This window comes from Bradyrhizobium guangdongense, from assembly GCF_004114975.1.
In the GTDB taxonomy this organism is placed as follows: Bacteria; Pseudomonadota; Alphaproteobacteria; order Rhizobiales; family Xanthobacteraceae; genus Bradyrhizobium; species Bradyrhizobium guangdongense.
This window is the reverse complement of the sequence record NZ_CP030051.1, coordinates 7074959-7098681: the sequence shown is the minus strand read 5'-3', so window position 1 is coordinate 7098681 and position 23723 is coordinate 7074959. Positions and strand designations below refer to the sequence as shown.

Below are 23723 nucleotides of genomic sequence, written 5' to 3'. Positions count from 1 at the left end.
ACATGTCGTACAAGAACTTCAAGGTTGAGACCGACGCAGACGGCATCGCACTCGTCACCTGGGACATTCCGGGCCGTTCGATGAACGTGCTCGACGAGACCTCGACCAACGAGCTCGACGCGATCGTCAAGGCGACCACGGCGGATGCGGCGGTGAAGGGCGTCGTCATCACCTCCGCCAAGGAAGCGTTCTGCGCCGGCGCAGATCTGTCCATGCTCGAAGGCATGAACCAGGCCTATGCGAAGGTCTTCAAGGAGCAGGGCGAGACCGCGGCGAACCAGATGCTGTTCGAGCAGAGCCGCCGCTTCTCGCAGGTCCTGCGCTCGATCGAAACGTCGGGCAAGCCGTGGGCGGCCGCGATCAACGGCCTTGCCCTCGGCGGCGGTTTCGAGATCACGCTGTGCTGCCACTATCGCGTCGCGGCGGAAAATCCCAAGACGCGTCTCGGTCTGCCCGAGGTTAAGGTCGGCTTGTTCCCCGGCGCCGGCGGCACGCAGCGCGTGCCGCGCCTGGTGCCGCCGCAGGACGCCATGACGATCCTTCTCAAGGGCGATCCTGTTACGATCGACAAGGCGAAGCAGCTTAACCTGATTCACGCCATCGTTCCCGCTGCTGACCTCATCAAGGTCGCGAAAGACTGGATCAAGGGCGGCGGCAAGGCCGTCGCGCCCTGGGACGAGAAGGGCTTCAAGCTCCCCGGCGGACCGGTGTTCTCCAAGGCCGGCATGATGATGTTCCCGGCCGGCAATGCCATCTATCGCCGCGAAACCTACGACAATTATCCGGCCGCACGCGCCATCATGAGCTGCGTCTATGAAGGCCTGCAGTTGCCGATCGACGCGGCGTTGCGCGTCGAGTCGCGCTACTTCACCTCGGTGCTGCGCTCGAAGGAAGCGGCCGCGATGATCCGCAGCCTGTTCCTGTCGATGCAGGAGCTCAACAAGGGCGCGCGTCGTCCGAAGGATGTGCCTGCGACCAAGGTGAAGAAGATCGCCGTGATCGGTGCCGGCTTCATGGGCGCGAGCGTCGGCTACGTCTCGGCCCGCGCCGGTCTCGACGTCGTGCTGATCGACCGCGATCAGGCGAGCGCCGACAAGGGCAAGGCCCACGCGCAGAAGGTGATCGAGGAGCAGATCAAGAAGGGTCGGGCCAAGCCTGACGATGCCGAGAAGCTGCTCGCGCGGATCACGCCGACCGCGGACTATGCCGCGCTCAGGGATGTCGACCTCGTCATCGAGGCCGTGTTCGAGGACCGCAAGGTCAAGGCGGAGACTTTCGCGAAGGCGCAGGAATATCTGAAGCCGGACGTGATCTTCGCCTCGAACACCTCGACGCTGCCGATCACCTCGCTGGCCGAGAGCTTCAAGGACCAGGGAAAGTTCGTCGGCATCCATTTCTTCTCGCCGGTCGAGAAGATGATGCTGGTCGAGATCATCCTCGGCAAGAACACCGGCGATGTCGCGCTGGCGACCGCGCTCGATTACGTCCGTCAGATCGGCAAGACCCCGATCGTGGTCAACGACTCCAGAGGCTTCTTCGCCAATCGCTGCGTCGGCCGCTACGTCGCCGAAGGCAACGAGATGTTCCTCGAAGGCGTGCCGCCAGCGATGATCGAGAACTGCGCCAAGATGGCCGGCATGCCGGTCGGCCCGCTTTCGCTCTCGGACGAAGTCGCGCTCGATCTCGGTCTGAAGATCATGAAGGCGACGGAAGCCGATCTCGGCCCCAACGCCATCAATCCCGACCAGAAGAAGCTAATGGTGGAGATGGTCGAGAACCAGGGACGCCTCGGCCGGAAAAACAAGAAGGGCTTCTATGACTATCCCGAAGGCAAAGGCCAGAAGAGCCTGTGGCCGGGGCTCTCCGCGCTGCAGCCGAAGCAGCTCGACCCTGATACGCTCGATGTCGAGGAGTTGAAGCAGCGCTTCCTGGTGGTGCAGGCGGTGGAAGCCGCGCGCACTGTCGAGGATCACGTCATTACCGATCCCCGCGAGGCCGACGTCGGCTCGATCCTCGGTTTCGGCTTCGCCCCGTTCACCGGCGGCACGCTGTCCTACATCGACTTCATGGGAGCCAAGAAGTTCGTCGAGCTCTGCCACAAACTCGAGGCCAAGTACGGCTCGCGCTTCACGCCGCCGAAGCTGCTGGAAGAGATGGCCGCCAAAGGCGAAACCTTCTACGGCCGTTTCGCGCCGAAGAAAGCTGCTGCCTGATCACGTGAGGTTCATGCGAGAACAGCAAAGGCCGGGTCATCGACCCGGCCTTTATCTTTTGGATAACGTCATCACGGGTGCGTCAGATCTATGTACGTTGATGGAACCGGTCCGATAATTTGCGTAGGAACCGGGACAGAGTCCCGCTGTTGCTCGTCCTGCAATTGTCATAGACGCGTCAAACCGCCGCCGTTCTTTTGCTCGGGCTTGGCACCACTCTTGCTGCGGGTCAGGGCACAAATCAGGTTGGGACACCTGCCGATCCACCGGCAGGTTGAAGACGAAACAAGAAGGTGTCCTTGGTGAATTCTTTGGTGCTGCGGAAGATCGCGTTCGCGCGCGATCTCACCGAGAAATATGCTGTTGCGCCGGGCTCTCGCCGACTCTCGCCGCAACAGAAGCCCGCACGGCTGCGCCGCAAGGGGCCGGTGCTTTGGACCGCGCTGGCGCTACTTGTGCTAACGGCGGATTTTCTGGTCGCTTATCTCGCCTGGCTCGCCGTCGACTTCGTCATGGGATGAGGCCTCGCGCCCGTACAGCAGATATGATGCCGCAAGATAGGCGAGCTGAGTGGCGGCAAGACAGACGGCAATGATGATCACGCCCGCCATCATTCCGAACTCGTAGACGCGCAGAATGATCGCCGAGAGGACCGCAATTGGCGGCGAGATCACGACCAGCGCCCAGGTCCTGAACACGTAACCTGTCGCTACGCCCACCAACGCGCTTGCAACGATCAGGACGATGGCGATCGTCAAGTTCAACTCCGATGAGAGCCCCAAAATTCTTCAATCAATTGGACCAAGCTCGCCCGCTTTGCGTGCAGTGACAAGACAGCACTGCTTACATTTGGTGAACAGTAGTTCATAAGTCTAACTAAGGTACGATGATCTGGCGAAATGGGTTCGCTTTCACGCCCGCCGGCTGCAAATGAAAAGGGCCGGATCGTCGACCCGGCCCCAGAAAGAAAATCGATCGCCGCTGGTGCCGTCAGGCGGCCTGGATCAGGCCTTCCTTCTTCAAGGCTTCCTGCACCTTCGGCCGTGCCGCGACTCGGGCCTTGTAGGCGGTGAGGTGCGGCATCGCCGAGAGGTCGAACTTCATGCGATCGCCCCAGGTCAGCATCGTGAAGAGATAGCCATCGGCGACCGAGAACTGCTTGCCCATGAGGTAGTCACGGCCGGCGAGCTGGCTGTCGATGTGCTTCAGCTTGCCCATGAGACGATCCTTGAAGAACGCCTTGGCGTCGTCGTTCAGCGCCGGAGCAAACAGCGGACCAAAGCTCTTGTGCACCTCGGAGGTGAGGAAGTTCAGCCATTCGAGCAGCTTGTAGCGCTCGGAGCTGTCGCGGGCGGGCGCCAGCGCCTTGGCCGGGGCCTTGTCGGCGATCATCTGGACAATGACCGGGCCTTCCGTCACGATCTCGCCGCTGTCGAGGCCCAGCGCGGGCACCTGACCCTTCGGGTTGACCTTCAGATAGTCTTCACCGTTCTCGAGCTTCTTGGCCCGGATATCGACCTTGACCAGCTCATAAGGCAGGTCGGCCTCGAGGAGCGCAATGTGAGGGGACAGCGAGCAGGCACCGGGCGAATAATACAGTTTCATGGAATTTCCTCCTCTGGACGCTTGGTGGGGGCGAAAGAACACCTACATGCACCTGCATGAAATAGTCAAGATTGATGCAGCTGCATCAAGTGAGGTAAGAAGCGGACGACGAGTTTGGGCGGGACCATGAAACGCAAACCATCGACCGAGGCAACCAGCGCCTGGATCCGCCTGATGCGGGTACAGAGCCGCGTGCTCGACTGTGTCGAGCAGGATCTGAAGAAGGCCGGCTTCCCGCCATTGGCCTGGTACGATGCGCTGCTCGAATTGTCGCGCGCGCCGAGCGGCGAACTGCGGCCGGTGGAACTCGAGCGGCAGATGCTGATCCCGCAATACTCCACCTCGCGACTGATCGACCGCCTGGTCGATGAGGGGCTCGCCAGCAGGCGCGAATGCAAGATCGACAAGCGCGGCCAGTTCGTCGAGATCACGGAGGCCGGCCGCGAGCTGCAGAAGCGGATGTGGGGTGCCTATTCGGCTGCGATCGAGAAATATGTCGGGTCGAAACTGTCCGATGCCGACGCCGTCAAGCTCAGCGGTCTGCTCGACCGGCTGGGCTGCTCGTGCGGCGAGATGAAGCTGCCGCCCGTCGTCAACGTCAACGAAAGCTCGCCGTCGCGATGATCGCGCGGCAAACCAGCACGTCCGCGCGCCCGGTGGGTTCGCGGACAATCCCCGTCACCTGGGCGCATTCGGTCGAAGCGCTTCTGATTAGAGTTTGATATGGCGCGAGACCAGATCGATATGACGCCGCTGCAATCGCGCGACGAACTCGTCGCGTGGTTCGAGGCGGGCTGCAAGGACCCATCCGAATTCCGCATGGGCACCGAGCACGAGAAAACGCCGTTCACGCTCGAAGGCCATCGTCCGGTGCCTTACGAAGGCGCGCGCGGCATCGGCGCGTTGCTCGAAGGCATGAAGCTCCTGCTCGGCTGGGAGCCGATCATGGAGAAGGGCAACATCATCGGTCTGTACGACGTCACCGGCGGCGGCGCGATCTCGCTCGAGCCCGGTGGACAGTTCGAACTGTCAGGCGCGCCGGTCGAGACCGTACACCAGACCCAGAGCGAGTTGATGGCGCATCTGGCGCAGGTGCGCGAGATCGCGACCCCGCTCGGCATCGGTTTCCTCGGCCTCGGCATGACGCCGTCCTGGTCGCGCGCCGACATCCCTGTGATGCCCAAGGGCCGCTACAAGATCATGACCAACTACATGCCGAAGGTCGGCCAGTACGGCCTCGACATGATGTACCGAACCTGCACGGTGCAGACCAATCTCGACTTCTCCTCCGAAGCCGACATGGTCAAGAAGCTGCGCGTTTCGCTGGCGCTTCAGCCGGTCGCGACCGCTCTGTTTGCCAATTCGCCGTTCACCGAAGGCAAGCCGAACGGCTTCCTGTCCTTCCGCTCCGAGATCTGGCGCGACACCGATAACGCCCGCGCCGGCATGATGCCGTGGGCGTTCGAGGACGGCATGGGCTTTGAACGCTACGTCGACTATGCGCTCGACGTGCCCATGTATTTCGTCAAGCGCGGCGACGATTACATCGACGTGTCGGGCTCCTCGTTCCGCGCGTTCTTCGACGGTCGCAACAACAATCTGCCCGGCGAACGTCCGACGCTGTCGGACTGGGCCAACCATCTTTCGACGATCTTCCCGGAGGTGCGGCTCAAGCGCTATCTCGAGATGCGCGGTTCGGATGGTGGCCCGTGGGGCCGTTTGCCGGCACTGTCGGCGTTCTGGGCCGGGCTGCTCTATGACAACGCCGCGCTCGATGCCGCCTGGGATCTGGTGAAGCACTGGACCGCACCGGAGCGTCAGGCCCTGCGCGACGACGTGCCGCGATTCGGTTTCAAAGCGCGGATCAAGGACCGTTATCTGTTCGAAATCGCCAAGGAATGCCTCGTTCTGGCACATGCCGGACTGCGCCGCCGTGGCCGCATCGATGCGATCGGTCGTGACGAAACGCGGCATCTGGAGCCGCTCGATCGCATCATCGATTCCGGCCGGACGCCGGCCGAGGAGATGCTCGAGAAGTTCAACGGCGCCTGGAACGGCTCGGTGGAACCGGCCTATGCGGAATACGCGTTCTAGATTCACGTCTCGACGCGTCTTTTTTGATGCGAGCCGGGTCCCCCTCGGCCGAAAATGCGTCTTGGCAGATGGGCCTGCGATCGGGCTTTCGGCCGTTCATCGCCCATACAGGTTTGCGGCGATCAAATGACGGGCCGAAAAACCTGAGCGCCGTCAATAACTCGAAAGCTGTTTCGATGGGGAAGGGCCACCTGCCTGGTGCCGTCATGGCAAAGGCCACGGCTTGCGTCGTGGCATGTGTCACGCTGCTTTCGCTCGCGTTTGTGAGCGGGCCGGCGCGTGCCCAGACGGCGTTCGACCGGCCCGGAGGCGATTACTTCAACACGCCGGTCACCTCGGGTGATCCCGAGGACTGCGCGCTGCTCTGCGAACGCGATCGCCGTTGTCGCGCGTGGAGCTTCGCCTATCCTGACATCGATGGCGCCGCGGCGGTATGCTGGCTCAAGAATACCGTGCCGCCCCGACAGCCCGCCAATTGCTGCATCTCCGGAGTGCGTGGCGCTGGCGTGATCGAGCCGCGCGTCGAGGGCGTCGAGACCTCGATCGATCGCCCCGGCGGCGATCTGCGCAATTTCGACCTCAAGCAGGGCGAGGGCGAGGAGGTCTGCAAGGCCGCATGCACCGCCGACAACAAATGCCGCGCCTTTACCTATGCCCGTCCCGGCTATACCGGGCGTGAGGCGCGCTGTTTCCTGAAAAAGGAGATCAAGCCGCCGCGGCGAAAGGCCGGGTTCACGTCGGGCGTGGTGCGGTAGCTCCGATCATTCCGCCGCAATCACCGTGAGCTCAGGCCATAACGACTTCCATCGCGTCGCCTTCGCAGCGTAATTCGCTGCGGAAAAATTCAGGGCACGATTGGGCCGAACGATCAATTGCTCGATGTCGTCGAACCCGTGCGGCGCGTAGACCTCATAACCATTGTCCGAGCGCCTCACGCCGATTTGCGTGTTCTGCGTAAGGAAGCGGTCGATGCCGTCAGTCGCGCACATCAGGGCTGGATAGTGTAGGCCGTGCTTGCCCGGGTACCACAAATGCACGCGCGCCTGGTTGCGGATCTCGATCTTTGCACCGAGATGCCCGAGCCGTCGATGCAGCGTGCGGATCACCGTGTCCTCAGCTTCCCACGAGGTGTTGGGGTCGAAATAGAACGCGTCGTAGTCGGAGATGCCGTGATCGATGGCGCGGCCCGTCAGCACGTTCCAGACCGTCTGAACCAAACAGCCCGCCACCAGCCACGCATCCGGCAGCGCGAGGCTGTGGAGCTCATCGATCACCGCGGCGTTGACGGGATTTCGCAGGGCGAGGGCAAGAAACTCGTCTTTGCTCACCCTGCGATCAGCTCAGTGCACGGCGGTGAAGAACCGGGCGAGGCGGAAGCCGGAGAGCCAGGTCCAGACCGGTTGGCCGCGCATGCCGAGATCCCAGGAGCCGAGCACGGCGTCGGCGCGGCCGACGAGATTGTCGACCGGCAGCAGGCCGACGCCGCCGGAGCGCAGCGGCACGCGGCTGTCGGCGGAGTTGTCTCTGTTATCGCCGAGCACGAAGAGATGGCCTGATGGCACTATCACCTCGGTCGTGTTGTCGAGCGGGCCGTTGTCGCGCATCTTGAAGATCAGGTGCGACACGCCGTTCGGCAGGGTCTCCACGTAGCGATAGGCCGGCTCGCTGCCGCCATTGTCGTCCTCGGCAGCGCCAACGCCATCCGGCTTCAATTCGGCGGGGCGGTCGTTGATGAAGAGCTGGCCTTGCCGCATCTGGATGCGGTCGCCGGGCAAGCCGACGACGCGCTTGACCCAGGCCTGCGAGCGATCACCGGGCCAGCGGAAGACCACGACGTCGCCCTGCTTCGGCATCTCCGCGAACACACGACCCGTCTCCGGCAGGTTGATCTGGATCGGCAGCGACGAGGTGCCGTAGCCATAGGGGAATTTCGAGGCCAGCAGCGCATCGCCGATCAGCAGCGTCGGCTCCATCGAGCCTGACGGCACGTAGAATGGCTCGGCCAGCGCACCCTTGGCGATGAAAACGGCGGCGACGATGCCGGCGAGCTGCGCGATCTGCCCGGCCCAGCCGCTGCTTGTCCGCTTGGTGCTGCCAGTCACTTTCTCAACGCTCATGCGCCCGTTCCACCCACCGTAATGCGTTCCATCAGCAGCGACGGCTGGCCGACGCCGACAGGCACGCCCTGACCGTTCTTGCCGCACGTGCCGATACCGGTATCGAGCGCGAGATCGTTGCCGATCATGCGGATGCGATGCAGGTCGGTCGGCCCGTTGCCGATCAGCATGGCGCCCTTCAGCGGCGCGCCTAGCTTGCCGTTCTCGATCTTGTAGGCCTCGGTGCACTGGAACACGTATTTGCCCGAGGTGATGTCGACCTGTCCGCCGCCGAAATTCGCGGCGAACACGCCGTTCTTCACCGACGCGAGAATCTCGGCCGGGTCGCGGTCGCCCGCGAGCATGTAGGTGTTGGTCATGCGCGGCATCGGCACATGGGCGTAACCCTGGCGACGGCCGTTGCCGGTCGGCTTCATGTTCATCAGCCGCGCGTTCTGGCGGTCCTGCATGTAGCCGACCAGGATGCCGTCTTCGATCAGCACGGTGCGGTTGGTCGGCGTGCCCTCGTCGTCGATCGACAGCGAGCCGCGGCGCGAGGCAATGGTGCCATCATCGACCACGGTGACGCCCTTGGCCGCGACCTGCTGTCCCATCAGGCCGGCGAACGCAGACGTCTTCTTGCGATTGAAGTCGCCCTCGAGGCCGTGACCGACAGCTTCATGCAGCATCACGCCGGGCCAGCCGGCCCCGAGCACGACGTCCATTTCGCCAGCTGGGGCGGGAATCGATTCCAGATTGACCAGAGCCTCGCGTAGCGCGCCGTCGGCGGCGTCGCGCCAGGATCGGGTCTCGATGAACTCGGCGTAGCCGGCACGGCCGCCATAGCCCTTGCTGCCGCTTTCCTGGCGATCGCCTTGCCCTGCGACGACGGAGATGTTGACGCGCACCAGCGGGCGGATGTCGCGATAGCTCTCGCCGTCGGGCCGCAGGATCTCGACCACCTGCCAGGTTGCGCCCAGGCTGACGCTGACCTGCCGTACCCGTGGATCCTTGTCGCGCAAATACGAATCGATCTCGGCCAGCAGCTTGACCTTGGTCTCGAAGCCCGGGGCGTCCAGCGGATTGTCATCGCCATAAAGGCGCACATTGGTATGCGGCGGCGGGGCCGCGAAGCTGCCGGAATAGCCGCCGCGGACGGCTGCGACCGCATCGGCTGCTCGAATCAGTGCCGGCAGCGACACGTCGGAGGAATGCGCATAGCCGACCGCGTCGTCCTTGACCGCCCGCAGGCCGAACCCTTGCGAGGTGTCATAGGTCGCCTGCTTCAGCCGCCCATTGTCGAACATCAGCGCTTCGGTCTGGCTGTACTCCAGAAACAATTCGCCGTCGTCGGCACCGGCGAGCCCGCGCGCGACCTCGTGGCGAACCTGGTCGCGATCAAGATTGGCGCGGTCGAGCAGGGAGGTCGTGGCAGGGTTGGTCATGCGTCCGTCCATTATCGGGGGATCTGAGGCAAGATAATGGTTTCGGAACGCTTGCGCGAGGGCGCGAAGCCTCACATTACGGAAACAATAGGTTCCCTACGGCAGCTTGTCGTAACCCTCGCCGAGGCCGTTCAGGCTGAGCGGGAAGCCGATGCCCTCCTCGGGCGTCTCGAAGATGATGAAGGTTGCGGTCTTGGCGCTGCGGAGCTGGCCGAGCAGCTTGTCGTCCATGACCACCTCGGCGACGCAGCCATTGGGCAGGCAGCGGACGAAGCCGGCACGACCGACGTCCTGGTTGTCGAGCTTCAGTCCGAGGCCGGAGGGCAAGAGAACGCCCAGCGGGGCGACCACGCGCATCAGGCGGCTCTTCTGGTCGGCGGTCTTGAGCACGATCACGGTGAGGCCGGCATTGGAGCGGTCTTCCGCCACCACGCTCTGGATCAGGGCGCATTGCTCGGTCTGGGCGCCGGGCGGAGTGTCGCAGCGGATCTGCCAGTCGCCATGGACGGAGCGCACCGCGCCCTGCGCATGGGCGAGGCCCGGCAAAGCGAGGACAAGGACGACAGCCAGAAGGCCGATCAGCTTCGTGAGGCCCTCAACCGGCCATATAGCGGTTCGCGCCATGCATCTCGATAGCCCCATCGGGGTCGGTCCCTCTGCTCGCCTGGATCGCTCGCGCTGGTGGACTGATACGGGAATGACGGCCTCTTGAAGGCAATTCGCAAGCAAATTCCGCGCCGCCTGGCCGCCATCGCTGCCACGAATCAGGTTCCTGTGCGGCCCTGCGCCTGTGCCTACAGCGGGCAATTCGGCTGTCAAGCCGCAGCATCCCGGCAAGCGGTATTTTTGTCTGATCTTACTAGGAAATATCTTGCGGGTGATCGCTGGCAGAAGAGGCACAAGACTGCATTGCGATAGATCAAGAATTATGGTTTGAGAGGCTTGATTTCGGCGTTCTAGCGATCTGGCCTCAATTCCTCCCAGAGGTATTCTTGAGTGGCGGTTTGTCAGACGGGCGGATCGAATAAGCGTTCCCCAAAAATAGGGGAATGCACTTGGGGTGATTTCGTAAGGGGAGCGCGAACGGCATGAGGATGTCGATGGGTCGGGTGGGCCGGCATTTGCTGGGAATGGCCACCATCGCCTTGGTGGCGACTGGCATCACGCTGATGACGGGCGGCGCGGCATTTGCCGAGCTCGGACAGCCGGAGCCGTGGGAATGGCATCTGCAGGCCTCCGGTTCCCCGGTGATGGACAACATCGTCTCGTTCCACAACTTCCTGTCCGTGCTCATCATCGCCATCACGCTGTTCGTGCTGGCGCTGCTGGTGATCGTGGTGATGAAGTTCAACGCGAAGGCCAATCCGGTGCCGTCGCGGACCACCCACAACACGCTGATCGAGGTGGTGTGGACGCTGGTACCGGTCCTGATCCTGGTCGGCATCGCGGTGCCGTCGTTCCGCCTGCTGTTTCTCGAGCTCGACGTGCCGAAGGCGGATCTGACGGTCAAGGCGACCGGCAAGCAGTGGTATTGGTCCTATGCCTATCCCGACAACGGCAAGTTCGAGTTCGACTCGCTGATGGCCCAGGACAAGCAGCCCCGCCTGCTCGGCGTCGACAACGAGATGGTGGTGCCGGTCAACAAGGTGATTCGTGTCCAGGTCACCGGCGCCGACGTCATCCACGCGTTCGCGCTGCCGTCCTTCGGCGTCAAGATCGACGCGATTCCGGGCCGGCTGAACGAAACCTGGTTCAAGGCCACCAAGACCGGCATGTTCTACGGTCAGTGCTCGGAGCTCTGCGGCAAGGATCACGCCTTCATGCCGATCGCGATTCGCGTGGTGAGCGACCAGGAGTTCGCCTCCTGGGTCGAATCGGCGAAGAAGAAATATGCGAGCGGCGGCACCAGCACGTTCGCCTCCGCGGCCGGCCCGACGCAGTAGCATCGGGCGAGGCTTGAGGGACTGAAAGCGACGTAAAGGGCGGGACCTCCAAAGGTCCGAATGGGACGCAAGGCAGGATTTGAAAATGGCAACGAGCGCAGCGACACACGGCGATCACGCGCATGACCACGAGCACGCCCACCCGACCGGATGGCGGCGCTACGTCTATTCGACCAATCACAAGGACATCGGCACGATGTACTTGGTCTTCGCGGTCGTCGCCGGCATCATCGGTGCCGCGATGTCGATCGCGATCCGTGCCGAGTTGATGTATCCGGGCGTGCAGATATTCCACGAGACGCACACCTATAACGTGTTCGTGACCTCGCACGGTCTGATCATGATCTTCTTCATGGTCATGCCCGCGATGATCGGCGGCTTCGGCAACTGGTTCGTGCCGCTGATGATCGGTGCGCCGGACATGGCGTTCCCGCGCATGAACAACATCTCGTTCTGGCTGCTGCCGGCCTCCTTCGCGCTGCTGCTGCTGTCGACCTTCGTCGAGGGCGAGCCGGGCGCCAACGGCGTCGGTGCCGGCTGGACCATGTATGTGCCGCTGTCGAGCACCGGTCATCCCGGTCCCGCCGTCGACTTCGCGATCCTGTCGCTGCATCTGGCGGGCGCCTCGTCGATCCTCGGCGCCATCAACTTCATCACCACGATCTTCAACATGCGCGCGCCGGGCATGACCCTGCACAAGATGCCGCTGTTCGTCTGGTCGATCCTGGTGACGGTGTTCCTGCTGCTGTTGTCGCTGCCGGTGCTCGCCGGTGCGATCACGATGCTGCTCACCGACCGCAATTTCGGCACCACCTTCTTCGCGCCCGACGGTGGCGGCGACCCCGTGCTGTTCCAGCACCTGTTCTGGTTCTTCGGCCACCCCGAGGTGTACATCCTGATCTTGCCCGGCTTCGGCATGATCAGCCAGATCGTCTCGACCTTCTCGCGCAAGCCCGTGTTCGGCTATCTCGGCATGGCCTATGCCATGGTTGCGATCGGCGGCATCGGCTTCGTGGTGTGGGCGCACCACATGTACACGGTCGGCATGTCGTCGGCGACGCAGGCCTACTTCGTTGCGGCGACCATGGTCATCGCGGTTCCGACCGGCGTGAAGATCTTCTCCTGGATCGCCACGATGTGGGGCGGCTCGATCGAATTCCGCGCACCGATGATCTGGGCAGTGGGCTTCATCTTCCTGTTCACGGTCGGCGGCGTCACCGGCGTCGTGCTGGCGAACGCCGGCGTCGATCGCGTGCTGCAGGAGACCTACTACGTCGTCGCGCACTTCCACTACGTGCTGTCGCTCGGCGCGGTGTTCGCGATCTTCGCCGGCTGGTACTACTGGTTCCCGAAGATGTCGGGCTACATGTACAACGAGTCGATCGCGAAGCTGCACTTCTGGGTCACCTTCATCGGCGTCAACCTGGTGTTCTTCCCGCAGCACTTCCTCGGCCTGTCGGGCATGCCGCGCCGCTACGTCGACTATCCCGACGCGTTCGCCGGCTGGAACCTGATCTCGTCGATCGGTTCCTACATCTCCGGCTTCGGCGTGCTGATCTTCCTCTACTGCGTGATCGACGCCTTCATGAAGAAGGTGCCGGCGGGCCACAATCCCTGGGGTGCGGGTGCGACCACGCTGGAGTGGACACTGCCCTCGCCGCCGCCCTTCCACCAGTTCGAAGTGCTGCCGCGCGTGCAGTAAGCCGGCTTCCGCGGCGCCCGAGACGGGCGCCGCGGCTCTGTAACGAAGCGAGTTGAATTCGTGTCCGTCCTCGACCACAACGCCATCGACATCAATCCCCGCATCTCCGAGGCGGAGGTCGGCGACTATCTCGCGCTGCTCAAGCCGCGGGTGATGTCACTCGTGATCTTCACCGCGCTGGTCGGGATGGCGATGGCGCCCGGGCACTTCCACTGGGTGCTGGCGATCACCTCGCTGCTCTGTATCGCCGTCGGCGCCGGCGCGTCGGGCGCGCTCAACATGGCGCTCGAAGGCGACATCGACTCCAAGATGTCGCGCACCGCGAACCGTCCGATTCCGCGCGGCCGCATCACCCGTCCCGAGGCGATGGCGTTCGGCATGACGCTCGCTTTCTTCTCGGTGATGACGCTCGGCATCCTCGTCAACTGGATCGCGGGCGCGCTGCTTGCCTTCACCATCTTCTTCTACGTCGTAATCTACACGATCGGCCTGAAGCGCTGGACCGCGCAGAACATCGTGATCGGCGGCGCCGCCGGTGCGCTGCCGCCGGTGGTGGCCTGGGCTGCCGTGACCGGCCGGGTCGATGTCGAGCCGCTGCTGCTGTTCGCCATCATCTTCTTCTGGACGCCGCCGCACTTCTGGGCGCTGGCACTGTTCCGCTCCGACGATTATGCCCGCGCCGGCATCCCGATGCTGCCCAACGTCGCCGGCCCCGACGCGACACGTCTCCAGATCCTGCTCTACACCATCGTGCTGATCGCGGTGGCCGCAGCGCCCTGGGCAATCGGCTATTTCGACGCCGTCTATGGCATCGTGTCGCTGATCCTTGGCGCAGGCATGCTGGTGCTCGCGATCAATGTCTATCTGCGTCGCGAGCGCAGCCAGTCGCTGCGCGCGACGCGAAAGCTGTTCGCCTTCTCGATCCTGTACCTGTTCGCGCTGTTCGCGACCCTGCTGGCCGAGGTCGTGGTCCGGGCGCTTGCTCCGATGGTTGGGGGCGCATGATCACGGCGATGGCTGACAAACCCGAGCCAGATGGAATCGTCCTCACCGAGGCGCAAAAAAAGAGCCGTCGCCAGCGCTCGATCGCAATCGCGCTCGCGCTCGGTGTGCTCGTCGTCCTTTTCTTCGCCGTCACCATGGTCAAGGGGCCGGCGGTTCTCGTTCGCCCAATGTGACAGAGATGGATCAGAAGCCGACCATACCGCGGGATCAGAGCCGAACGGCCAGGAAAGGGCTCGGTCGCGATGCGCTGGTCGCTTCGATCTGCGGCGGCGTGGTCGCGCTGATGGTCGGCGCGTCCTATGCAGCGGTGCCGTTCTACAACTGGTTCTGTCGCGCCACCGGCTTCAACGGCACGACCCAGGTCGCGACCTCGGCGCCCGCCACCGGCCCGATCGCACGGAAGATCGCGGTGCGCTTCGATTCCAACGTCGCGCCCGGCCTGCCCTGGAAGTTTGAGCCCGAGCAGACCGAAATCGAGGTCAATATCGGCCAGGTCACCACGATCTATTACACCGTGACCAACCAGGCTGCGCGCACCACCTCGGCTCAGGCCGCCTATAACGTCGCGCCGCTAACGGTCGGATCCTATTTCCAGAAGATCAACTGCTTCTGCTTCACCGAGCAGACCATGGCGCCCGGCGAGAAGCGCGAGATGCCCGTGGTGTTCTACGTCGATCCGTCGATCGTCAATGACCACGACAATGACGGGCTGAGCACGATCACGCTGTCCTACACGTTCTATCCGGTGAAGGATCCGGTGGTGAAGCCGCTCGCATCCGGCGATGACGACAAGCGCAAGGGAAATCTCCAGCCGCCGGGTTGACGCTCAGGGCTGGAATAAGGGGATAAGTGCCTGATAGGCACGGGATTGAGGAGACAGACCGCAATGGCTACCGCGCAAGGCAAGCATCACGACTACCATCTGGTCGATCCCTCTCCGTGGCCGGCTGTCGGCTCCGTCTCGGCCTTCATCATGGCGGTCGGCGCGATCTCCTGGATGCACCACATGTTCTCGGCGGCGCCGATCGTGTTCGGTGTCGGCACCGTCGGCGTGCTCTACACCATGGCGAGCTGGTGGGGCGACGTGATCAAGGAAGCCCAGTACAAGGGCGACCACACCCGCGTCGTGCAGCTGCATCACCGCTACGGCATGATCCTGTTCATTGCCTCCGAGGTGATGTTCTTCGTCGCCTGGTTCTGGGCCTATTTCAATGCCGCGCTGTTTCCGGCCGATGCCGTCCACGCCACCCGCGACGCGGTGTTCGGCTGCGGCCTCGGCACCCAAGCCGGCGCCTGCAGCGTGCCCGGCACCTGGCCGCCGCACGGCATCGAGACCTTCGATCCCTGGCATCTGCCGCTGCTGAACACGCTGATCCTGCTCACATCGGGCACCACGGTGACGTGGGCGCACCATGCCCTGCTGGAGAACGATCGTCAGGGTCTGAAATATGGTCTGATCCTCACCATCCTCCTGGGCGCGACCTTCACCTGCGTGCAGGCCTATGAATACAGTCACGCCGCCTTCTCCTTCGCTGGCAACGTCTACGGCGCGACGTTCTTCATGGCGACGGGCTTCCACGGCTTCCATGTGCTGGTCGGGACCATCTTCCTGATCGTGTGCCTGGTGCGCGCCTATGCCGGCCACTTCACGCCGAAGCAGCATCTCGGCTTCGAGTTCGCCGCCTGGTACTGGCACTTCGTCGACGTTGTTTGGCTGTTCCTGTTCCTGTGCATCTATGTGTGGGGACATGGCGCCGAGACCATGGCCCACGGCGCCCACTGAACCACGTCAGATCGATTGAGAAAGGGCGGCCGCAAGGTCGCCCTTTCGCTTTCGGGTAGCCAAGGCCTCGGCCGAAACTGTGATAGACTTGCGCCATGAACGAACCCACCGGCAGTTCCGAAACCCAGCCCACCGTCGTGCAAAGCGCGCTGCGTGGGCTCGCCTGCAAATGCCCGCGCTGCGGGGAGGGCAAGCTCTATGCGGGCTTCCTGACTCTGGCGCCGTCCTGTAGCCGCTGCGGCCTCGACTATGCCTTCATCGATTCCGGCGATGGTCCGGCGATCTTCATCATCATGCTGGCCGGCGCGATCGTGGTCGGTTGCGCCCTCGTGGTCGAGGTCAAGTACCAGCCGCCGTTCTGGCTTCATGCCGTGCTGTGGCTGCCGCTGATCCTCGCCACCACGCTTCTGCCGTTGCGCTCCATGAAATCGCTGCTGATCGCGCTGCAATTCCACCACAAGGCAGCACCTGGCCGGCTGATCGACCGCGCGAAATGAACGAGGCCGCGCGCAAGCCCGGCGTGGCCGGCTTCATGCTGTTCACACTGCTGCTGACCGCAGTCTTCGTCGCGCTCGGTGTCTGGCAATTGCAGCGCCGCACCGCCAAGCACGAGCTGATCGCGGCCCTCACCGAGCGCCTTGCGGCAGCGCCCGTCGCACTGCCGCCGCCTGCGCACTGGGCCGCGCTGACGCCTGCGCGCGACGAATTTCGCCGCGTCAGCTTCACCGCTACCTATGCGGCTTTGCCGGATGCGATGGTCTATTCGTCCGGCTCGGCCGTGCGCAAGGATGCATCCACCCCCGGCACCTGGGCTTTCCTGCCGGCGCGGCTGCCGGGCGGCGAGATCGTCGTGATCGATGCGGGCTTCGTCGAGAACACGATGCAGGATCGTAGCGTCGAGGATCGCGCGGTGAAGAAGTTCGTCACCGGCGCGCCTGTCGTGCTGTCAGGCTATCTGCGCTTTCCGGAAGCCCCGGGATGGCTGACGCCGGCCGCGAACCGCGACAAGCGGCTGTGGTTCGTGCGCGATCATCTGGCGATCGCGCGCGCGCTTGGGTGGGGTACGGTCGCGCCGTTCTATGTCGATCTCGAACAGCCCGCGCCCGAGAACGACATTCCGCGTCCGGGACCGCTCGACGTGCACCTGAAGGACGATCATCTGCAATACGCGATCACGTGGTTTGCGCTTGCGGGCGCAGTCCTGATCGCCTTCCTCGTCTGGCTGAGAGGACGCCGGCAGGGCCGCCTGGATCCGTAGGTTTCCGGTGGGAACCCGGAATGTTCCGGACTTTATTATTCAGCGCATATTCACGAGGGTGATCTTAAACCGCCTCTGTTTTTTTTGGCGGCAAACAGGATTGCTGGCTTTGAGCGATTTCGACCAGATGGGACTTGTCGTCGATTGGGTGGATGCCTGCCGCAGGGGCGACCTCGCGACGCTGCTCGACCTCTACGCCGACGATGCCGAACTGAAGTGCACGTGCAACGGCACGCGCCTTTATCGCGGTCGGAGCGCGCTTGAGGCCTATTGGGGACCTAAACTCAGCGCGTTCTCCTCGGCAGGATTCGGCCTTGAGGAGATCCATCCCGCGCAGAATGGCGTTGATCTCGAATATTCCATCGCGGGTTCGCTGCGCATCCGCGCCTCGTTTCGCTTCAGCGCAGACGGCAAGATCCACGGCACGCTGTGCGAACCGGCGCAGCAGGACGCGCACCAAGGCTGCGTCTGTTAGAGCGTTGCGAAAGCTCCATCGGAACGGGCTCTAGCTTGATGCCGGCCCGTTTCGCACCCTTTCCATCGGCAGACGGCAACGAACATAGGTTCGTTCGTCCGCGCGCAAGAGTGACAGCGATCCGCTGAGCGCGCGCACGCGCTCATGCATGCCGGTCAGACCACGGCCGAAGACATTGTCGGCCGGAAAGCCGCCGCCGTCGTCGGAGACTTCGACGCTGAGCGCATCGCCCGATATCGCCGCCTCCACATGGGCATTGCGTGCTCCGGCGTGGCGCAGCACATTGGTCAACGCCTCCTGGATCACGCGGTAGACGGTCTGGGCCAGCGGCCCCTTGACCCCGTCGAGCCCAGGATCGATCGTCGCGGTCAGGCCGATATGCGGCGCCTGGTTGCGAAAATTCCGAAGCAGCGTTTGAACGCTGCCTTCCAATCCCAATTCCTCGATGTAGAGCGGCCGCAGCCGGTCGAGGATACGGCGGTTGGTCTGCTGGAGTGTCTCGACCGATCGCATCACCTCCTGCATGGAATTGCCGAGATGTCCCGCCTGCGGTGAAGCTTCGCCCAGCGCGATCGCGCCTGCGCGGATGCTGAACAGCAGCGGGCCGAGCTCGTCATGCAACTCGCGGGCGAGATCGCGCCGCTCGTCGTCCTGGAGCGAGACCAGCCGGTGCAGCAGGTCGCGGTTGTCCCGACTCAATTGCGCGAGCGTCGCTGCCAGCGTATTGGCCTCTTCGCAGCTTTGCCGGATTTCCGGCGGCCCCGCGACCGGGATCGGCGTTGCATAGTCGCCGCCCCTGATACGGGTAAGGCCGGCGCCGAGGTTTTGCAGGGGCCGAAGCGCGGCGCCTGCAAAGAAATAGGCGATCAATCCGGTCAACAGCATCAGCACAGCGGCGAGGCCGGCCAACGCCAGAAAGCCGATCCATTTCTCGAACAGGTCGGCGGAGAGGTCGGGCATGAACACGATGTCGCCGACATGCCTGCCCTCGATCATGACGGGAGATGCCGCGTCCACGTTCTGAAGGGCGATCAGGTCCACGAACCATTGGGGTACGCCATGCGTATCCCGCAGGCCTTCCTTCGCGGAGAGCACAGGACCCGCTCCTACCGGGCGGAATTGAATGTCAGAGGTCGGATTCAGGGATTGGACGAACGCGTCCAGCACCTTCCCTGGATTGTCGGAGGCGCGCAGCGCGCTGTTGAGAGCGACAGCAATCGTCTGGGTCGAGCGCCGGCCAGGCTCGCTCTCCTCGGCAAGCTGACCGGTCGCAAATGCCTGGAGCAGCACGCCGCTCAGGACCAGCGCGGCGACGAAGCTCAGGCCGAGCGGGAGAAACAGTTGAGTCCGGAATGAGAGCCGTTGCCACATTAGGCCAATTCTAACGTGCATCGGCGGAATTTTCTCTTTCCATTTGTTCCCGCCGGTCTATGAGTCGAACAAAACCGAGAGCGCACAATGCAAGATACCGCCAAGCCGGCGACCAAGGTTCTCATCGTCGACGATCATCCCGTGGTCCTGTCAGGATGTCGCACCCTGTTTGCCTCCGACCATTCGATCCGGATCGACGAGGCGAGCGACGCCAAATCCGGACACCGGGCCTATATCAGCAAGCGCCCCGATGTGACTGTGATCGACATCAGCCTGCCCGACCTCTCCGGCTTCGAGTTGATGCGGCGGATCCGCAAGGACGATCCGGATGCCAAGATCATCATGTTCAGCATGAACGATGATCCCGCCTTCGTGGTGCGTGCGGTGGAGCTCGGGGCACAAGGCTACGTCTCCAAGGGCGACGACCCCCGCATCCTGCTCAAGGCCGTGCGCAGGGTGGTCGCGGGCGACAATTTCATTTCGCCGCAGCTTGCGGAGGCCGTGACCTTCTCCGGCGCTGCGATCAAGGCCAATCCGGCCTCGCAGATGACGCCGCGCGAGCTCGAAATTCTCCGCCTGCTCGGGCGCGGCAACAAGATCGTCGAGGTCGCCGCGGCGCTCGGCATTTCCTACAAGACGGTCGCCAATACCACGTCGCTGCTCAAGCAGAAGCTCGGCGCCAAGAACCATTCCGACCTGATCCGGATCGCGGTCGAAATCGGCATGAACTGACGTCGCCAGGGACCGAGCCGGCTGCTCCAGGATGCGGCCGGCTCGGCCGATGGATCGACGCGACCGCTGGTCCGGGCAATGCATGGACGGCGGCTGATCGGATCCGCCGACACAATGGGCCGGCGAACCGTTCGTTCCCCGCTCAAGATCATGGATTAGGAAAACGCGGCAGTGGGTGTCGCGCGGCAGCCAGTTTGATCCGCCGGCTTCGCCGAGGCAAATCGGGAAAAACTGGAACTTTTGGCGCTGCGCGCCGTTTTTGGTCTTGACGATTTCGTGACAGGCGACGATAGCTCGAACCAGAGATTTCGGGGCAAGCGCCCCGCGCTGGAAACCGGGTCTGCACACATCAACGACAGACCTTCCAAGAGAAGGGCTGCGGCATCGCCGCAGCCCTTTTTGTTGGGCATGCTTGCTGCCGGGAAGCGGTTTCCCGATGCCGCAAAACACTCTATGGTGCCCGCAGCGCCTGTGATGGCGAACTAGGAACATCGTAAAATCAAAGGCTTAAGGCCAGAATTCAGGTCGGGCCGGCCTTTGGAGGGCAGTTTGACTCGTTACATCTCGACCCGGGGCGAGGCCCCTGAGCTTGGTTTTTGCGACGTGATGCTGACCGGGCTCGCCCGCGACGGCGGCCTCTATGTGCCGGTGACCTGGCCACAGCTCTCGTGCGAGACCATCGCCGGCTTCTTTGGTCGTCCCTATTGGGAAGTCGCGGTTGAAATCATCCGGCCGTTCGTCGGCGGCGAGATTTCGGACGCCGAGCTCGGCCGCATGGCGAACGAGGCCTATGCCACCTTCCGTCATCCGGCGGTGGTGCCGCTGCGTCAGATGTCGCCGCATCAATTCGTGCTGGAGCTGTTTCACGGTCCGACGCTCGCCTTCAAGGACGTGGCGATGCAGCTGATCTCGCGGCTGATGGATCACGTCCTGGCCAAGCGCGGCCAGCGCACCACCATCGTAGTCGCAACGTCAGGCGACACCGGCGGCGCGGCGGTCGAAGCCTTCGCGGGCCTGGAGAACGTCGACCTCATCGTGCTGTTTCCGCACAAGCGCATCTCCGAGGTGCAGCAGCGGATGATGACGACGACGGGGGCCGCCAACGTCCACGCGCTCGCCATCGAGGGCAATTTCGACGATTGCCAGGCGCTGGTGAAGGGGATGTTCAACAACCATCGCTTCCGCGACGCGACCGCTCTCTCCGGCGTCAATTCCATCAACTGGGCCCGCATCGTTGCGCAGGTGGTCTACTATTTCACCTCCGCGGTCGCCGCCGGCGCGCCGGCGCGCGCGGTGGACTTCATCGTGCCGACAGGCAATTTCGGCGATATTTTTGCAGGCTACGTCGCCAAGCGGATGGGTCTTCCCGTCCGCACGCTGCGGATTGCCGCCAACGTCAACGACATCCTCGCACGCACGCTCAAGACCGGCATCTACGAGGTGCGTGAGGTGCACGCCACCGCCTCGCCTTCGATGGACATCCAGATCTCCTCGAATTTCGAGCGGCTGCTGTTCGAAGCGGGCCGTCGCGACGCGCCCGCCGTGCGCCGGCTGATGGAGCAGCTGAAGCAGTCGGGACGCTTCGTGCTGCCCGATGCGATGCTGGCTGCGATCCGCGAGGAATTCGACGCCGGCCGCGCCGACGAGACCGAGACTGCGGCCGCGATCCGCGCCGCCTGGCGCGAGGCCGGCGAGCTCGTCGACCCCCACACGGCAGTGGCGCTCGCGGTCGCCGACCGCGACACCACCGACACGACGGTGCCGAACATCGTGCTCTCGACCGCGCATCCCGCCAAATTCCCGGATGCGGTCGAAGCGGCGTGTGGCCAGCGGCCGCATCTGCCGGCTTGGCTCGAAGGCCTCATGACCAAATCCGAACATCTGAAGGTGATGAAGAACGATCAGTCCGAGGTGGAGCGGTTCGTGCTGTCGGTCAGCCGCGCCGCAAAGCAGGGAGTTGCCGGATGAGCGTCGAGATCTCCAAGCTTGCCTCCGGCCTGACCGTTGTCACCGACAACATGCCGCACCTCGAGACCGCCGCGCTCGGCGTCTGGGCCGGCGTCGGCGGCCGCGACGAGAAGCCGAACGAGCACGGTATCTCGCATCTGCTCGAGCACATGGCGTTCAAGGGGACGACCGGCCGCTCCTCGCGCGAGATCGTCGAGGAAATCGAGGCGGTCGGCGGCGACCTCAATGCCGGTACCTCGACCGAGACGACATCCTACTATGCCCGCGTGATGAAGGCCGACGTGCCGCTGGCGCTCGACGTGCTCGCCGACATCCTGGCCAATCCCGCCTTCGAGCCGGACGAACTCGAGCGCGAGAAGAGCGTCATTGTGCAGGAGATCGGCGCGGCCCAGGACACGCCCGACGACGTCGTGTTCGAGCATCTCAACGAGCTCTGCTATCCCGACCAGCCGATGGGGCGCTCGCTGCTCGGCACCGCCAAGACGCTCAAAAGCTTCAACCGCGATTCGCTGCGCAATTATCTGTCGACGCATTATCGCGGCCCGGACATGGTCGTGGCGGCAGCCGGTGCAGTCGACCACAGCCAGGTCGTTGCCGAGGCCGAGAGGCGCTTTGCGAGCTTCGACGCAATGCCGGGACCGAAGCCGCAGGCCGCCCAGTTCGGCAAGGGCGGTGCCAAAGTCGTCCATCGCGAGCTCGAACAGGCGCATCTTACGCTGGCGCTGGAAGGCGTGCCGCAGACCGATTTGTCGCTGTTCTCGCTCCAGGTGTTCACCAACATCCTCGGCGGCGGGATGTCGTCGCGGCTGTTCCAGGAGGTGCGCGAGAAGCGCGGCCTCTGCTACTCGATCTACACCTTCCACGCGCCCTATAGCGACACCGGCTTCTTCGGGCTCTACACCGGCACCGATCCGGCCGATGCGCCTGAAATGATGGAGGTCGTGGTCGACATCATGAACGATTCGGTGGAGACGCTGACCGAGGCCGAGATCGCTCGCGCCAAGGCGCAGATGAAGGCAGGTCTGTTGATGGCGCTGGAAAGCTGCTCCTCGCGTGCCGAGCAGCTCGCCAGGCACGTGCTGGCCTACGGGCGGCCACAGACGGTGCAGGAGCTGGTGGCCCGAATCGACGCCGTCAGCATCGAATCGACCCGCGATGCGGCGCGTGCACTGCTTTCGCGCAGCCGGCCTGCGGTTGTCGCATTGGGCAGCGGCAGGGGTCTGGACACGGCGGTGTCTTTTGCGGAAGGATTGACCCGGGCGCGCGTCAAAGCTCGGCTCCACTAAAGGCGCGGCTGCAATAACAGCTGCGCAACGGACCGCCCGCCCCGGGAAGCATCACCATGGCCCTCTTTCGCCTGCCATCCAGTGGACCCGCCGCCCTCGCGCCCCGCGGCAATGGGCTGCTGCTGCGCGCGCCGCAGATGTCGGACTTTCTGCAATGGGCGCATTTGCGCGAGACCAGCCGCGATTACCTGACGCCCTGGGAGCCGATCTGGCCGTCGGACGATCTGACCCGGTCCGGCTTTCGCCGCCGCCTGCGCCGCTATTCGGAGGATATCGCCGCGGACCGCTCCTATCCGTTCCTGATCTTCCGCGAGCTCGACGGCGCCATGGTGGGGGGCATCACGCTCGCCAATGTCCGTCGCGGCATCGTCCAGGCCGGCACCATCGGCTATTGGGTCGGCCAGCCCCATGCCCATCGCGGCTACATGACCGCGGCGCTGCGGGTGCTGTTGCCGACGCTGTTCGGCGAGCTCAATCTGCACCGGGTCGAGGCCGCCTGCATTCCGACCAATGCGCCGTCGATCCGGGTCCTGGAGAAGTGCGGCTTCTCCCGCGAAGGGTTGGCGCGCCGCTATCTCTGCATCAACGGCATTTGGCAGGACCACTTGCTGTTCGGCCTGCTGCATGAGGATTTCCGCGGTTGAGCCGGGCCGCCGCGTGACGGGATCACCACCTTTTGCTGCCTTGGGATCGCCGATTTTGGCGATATAACCCGCAGGCCGGCCGATCGGCCGGAACCTTGCCATG

At 63.8% G+C, this 23723-nt stretch carries 24 protein-coding genes; 17 read left to right on the top strand and 7 right to left on the bottom strand.

Annotated elements, in window-relative coordinates; genetic code table 11:
- The first annotated feature begins 2 nt into the window (after positions 1-2).
- Positions 3-2213, top strand: coding sequence for an FAD-dependent oxidoreductase (locus X265_RS34005; RefSeq protein ID WP_128968789.1), 2211 nt, complete (start codon positions 3-5; stop codon positions 2211-2213).
- Between the two features lie 458 nt (positions 2214-2671).
- On the opposite strand, the gene X265_RS33995 is transcribed toward X265_RS34005, so the two are convergent.
- Both X265_RS33995 and gstA read right to left on the bottom strand, forming a co-directional pair.
- On the bottom strand, positions 2672-2971 hold the full coding sequence (locus X265_RS33995; protein WP_164938924.1) for a hypothetical protein: 300 nt from the start codon (positions 2969-2971) through the stop codon (positions 2672-2674).
- A gap of 232 nt (positions 2972-3203) precedes the next feature.
- Positions 3204-3818 carry a glutathione transferase GstA gene (gstA, locus tag X265_RS33990; protein WP_128968788.1) on the bottom strand — a complete coding sequence of 205 codons (615 nt, stop codon included), beginning with the start codon at positions 3816-3818 and terminating at the stop codon, positions 3204-3206.
- A 126-nt stretch (positions 3819-3944) separates the two neighbouring features.
- Between gstA and X265_RS33985 the strand changes: the two genes are divergently transcribed.
- From X265_RS33985 to X265_RS33975, 3 genes are all read left to right on the top strand, one after another.
- A complete protein-coding gene (locus tag X265_RS33985) occupies positions 3945-4442 on the top strand; it encodes a MarR family winged helix-turn-helix transcriptional regulator (protein WP_128968787.1) in 498 nt (165 codons plus the stop codon).
- A 99-nt stretch (positions 4443-4541) separates the two neighbouring features.
- Positions 4542-5912 (top strand): glutamate--cysteine ligase, encoded by a 1371-nt coding sequence (locus X265_RS33980; RefSeq protein WP_128968786.1) that lies wholly within the window; start codon positions 4542-4544, stop codon positions 5910-5912.
- Between the two features lie 176 nt (positions 5913-6088).
- Complete coding sequence (locus X265_RS33975) at positions 6089-6667, top strand: PAN domain-containing protein (protein WP_128968785.1); 579 nt, start codon at positions 6089-6091, stop codon at positions 6665-6667.
- Between the two features lie 6 nt (positions 6668-6673).
- Here X265_RS33975 and X265_RS33970 read toward each other — a convergent pair whose 3' ends face one another.
- The 4 genes from X265_RS33970 to X265_RS33955 form a co-directional block, all read right to left on the bottom strand.
- Positions 6674-7240: a nucleotidyltransferase family protein gene (locus X265_RS33970; RefSeq protein WP_128968784.1), complete on the bottom strand. Its 567-nt coding sequence runs from the start codon at positions 7238-7240 to the stop codon at positions 6674-6676.
- Positions 7241-7252: 12 nt separating this feature from the next.
- Positions 7253-8029 (bottom strand): signal peptidase I, encoded by a 777-nt coding sequence (gene lepB / locus X265_RS33965; protein ID WP_128968783.1) that lies wholly within the window; start codon positions 8027-8029, stop codon positions 7253-7255.
- Complete coding sequence (gene tldD / locus X265_RS33960; protein WP_128968782.1) at positions 8026-9453, bottom strand: metalloprotease TldD; 1428 nt, start codon at positions 9451-9453, stop codon at positions 8026-8028. The genes lepB and tldD overlap by 4 nt, the downstream gene beginning before the upstream one ends.
- Positions 9454-9549: 96 nt before the next feature.
- The gene (locus X265_RS33955) at positions 9550-10095 is read right to left on the bottom strand and encodes an invasion associated locus B family protein (RefSeq protein ID WP_373291712.1); all 546 of its coding nucleotides are present in this window, start codon (positions 10093-10095) and stop codon (positions 9550-9552) included.
- A gap of 446 nt (positions 10096-10541) precedes the next feature.
- Here X265_RS33955 and coxB point away from each other — a divergent pair, with 446 nt between their 5' ends.
- The 9 genes from coxB to X265_RS33910 all read left to right on the top strand — a co-directional run bounded on the left by coxB (position 10542) and on the right by X265_RS33910 (position 17619).
- A complete protein-coding gene (coxB, locus tag X265_RS33950) occupies positions 10542-11396 on the top strand; it encodes a cytochrome c oxidase subunit II (protein ID WP_128968781.1) in 855 nt (284 codons plus the stop codon).
- Between the two features lie 85 nt (positions 11397-11481).
- Positions 11482-13098, top strand: a complete 1617-nt coding sequence (gene ctaD / locus X265_RS33945; protein WP_128968780.1) for a cytochrome c oxidase subunit I — start codon at positions 11482-11484, stop codon at positions 13096-13098.
- A gap of 60 nt (positions 13099-13158) precedes the next feature.
- Positions 13159-14103, top strand: a complete 945-nt coding sequence (locus X265_RS33940; protein WP_128968779.1) for a heme o synthase — start codon at positions 13159-13161, stop codon at positions 14101-14103.
- Positions 14100-14276: a hypothetical protein gene (locus tag X265_RS33935; RefSeq protein WP_035700697.1), complete on the top strand. Its 177-nt coding sequence runs from the start codon at positions 14100-14102 to the stop codon at positions 14274-14276. The genes X265_RS33940 and X265_RS33935 overlap by 4 nt, the downstream gene beginning before the upstream one ends.
- A 5-nt stretch (positions 14277-14281) precedes the next feature.
- Positions 14282-14926 carry a cytochrome c oxidase assembly protein gene (locus X265_RS33930; protein WP_128968778.1) on the top strand — a complete coding sequence of 215 codons (645 nt, stop codon included), beginning with the start codon at positions 14282-14284 and terminating at the stop codon, positions 14924-14926.
- A gap of 63 nt (positions 14927-14989) precedes the next feature.
- Complete coding sequence (locus tag X265_RS33925; protein WP_128968777.1) at positions 14990-15886, top strand: cytochrome c oxidase subunit 3; 897 nt, start codon at positions 14990-14992, stop codon at positions 15884-15886.
- A gap of 95 nt (positions 15887-15981) precedes the next feature.
- On the top strand, positions 15982-16383 hold the full coding sequence (locus X265_RS33920) for a DUF983 domain-containing protein (protein ID WP_128968776.1): 402 nt from the start codon (positions 15982-15984) through the stop codon (positions 16381-16383).
- Entirely contained in the window at positions 16380-17144 is a 765-nt protein-coding gene (locus X265_RS33915; protein WP_128968775.1) for an SURF1 family protein, read from the top strand. The genes X265_RS33920 and X265_RS33915 overlap by 4 nt, the downstream gene beginning before the upstream one ends.
- Before the next feature lie 109 nt (positions 17145-17253).
- Positions 17254-17619 carry a nuclear transport factor 2 family protein gene (locus tag X265_RS33910; RefSeq protein ID WP_128968774.1) on the top strand — a complete coding sequence of 122 codons (366 nt, stop codon included), beginning with the start codon at positions 17254-17256 and terminating at the stop codon, positions 17617-17619.
- Positions 17620-17649: 30 nt separating this feature from the next.
- Here the strand turns inward: X265_RS33910 and X265_RS33905 are convergent, their stop codons facing one another.
- Complete coding sequence (locus tag X265_RS33905; protein WP_128968773.1) at positions 17650-18990, bottom strand: histidine kinase; 1341 nt, start codon at positions 18988-18990, stop codon at positions 17650-17652.
- An 87-nt stretch (positions 18991-19077) separates the two neighbouring features.
- On the opposite strand from X265_RS33905, the gene X265_RS33900 reads away from it, so the two are divergent.
- The 4 genes from X265_RS33900 (at position 19078) to X265_RS33885 (ending at position 23620) form a co-directional block, all read left to right on the top strand.
- A complete protein-coding gene (locus tag X265_RS33900) occupies positions 19078-19722 on the top strand; it encodes a response regulator transcription factor (RefSeq protein ID WP_128968772.1) in 645 nt (214 codons plus the stop codon).
- Between the two features lie 549 nt (positions 19723-20271).
- Entirely contained in the window at positions 20272-21690 is a 1419-nt protein-coding gene (gene thrC, locus X265_RS33895) for a threonine synthase (RefSeq protein WP_164938922.1), read from the top strand.
- Entirely contained in the window at positions 21687-22976 is a 1290-nt protein-coding gene (locus X265_RS33890; protein WP_128968770.1) for a M16 family metallopeptidase, read from the top strand. Before thrC ends, X265_RS33890 begins: the two co-directional genes overlap by 4 nt.
- Positions 22977-23032: 56 nt before the next feature.
- Complete coding sequence (locus X265_RS33885) at positions 23033-23620, top strand: GNAT family N-acetyltransferase (protein WP_063197874.1); 588 nt, start codon at positions 23033-23035, stop codon at positions 23618-23620.
- The last annotated feature ends 103 nt before the right edge of the window (positions 23621-23723 follow it).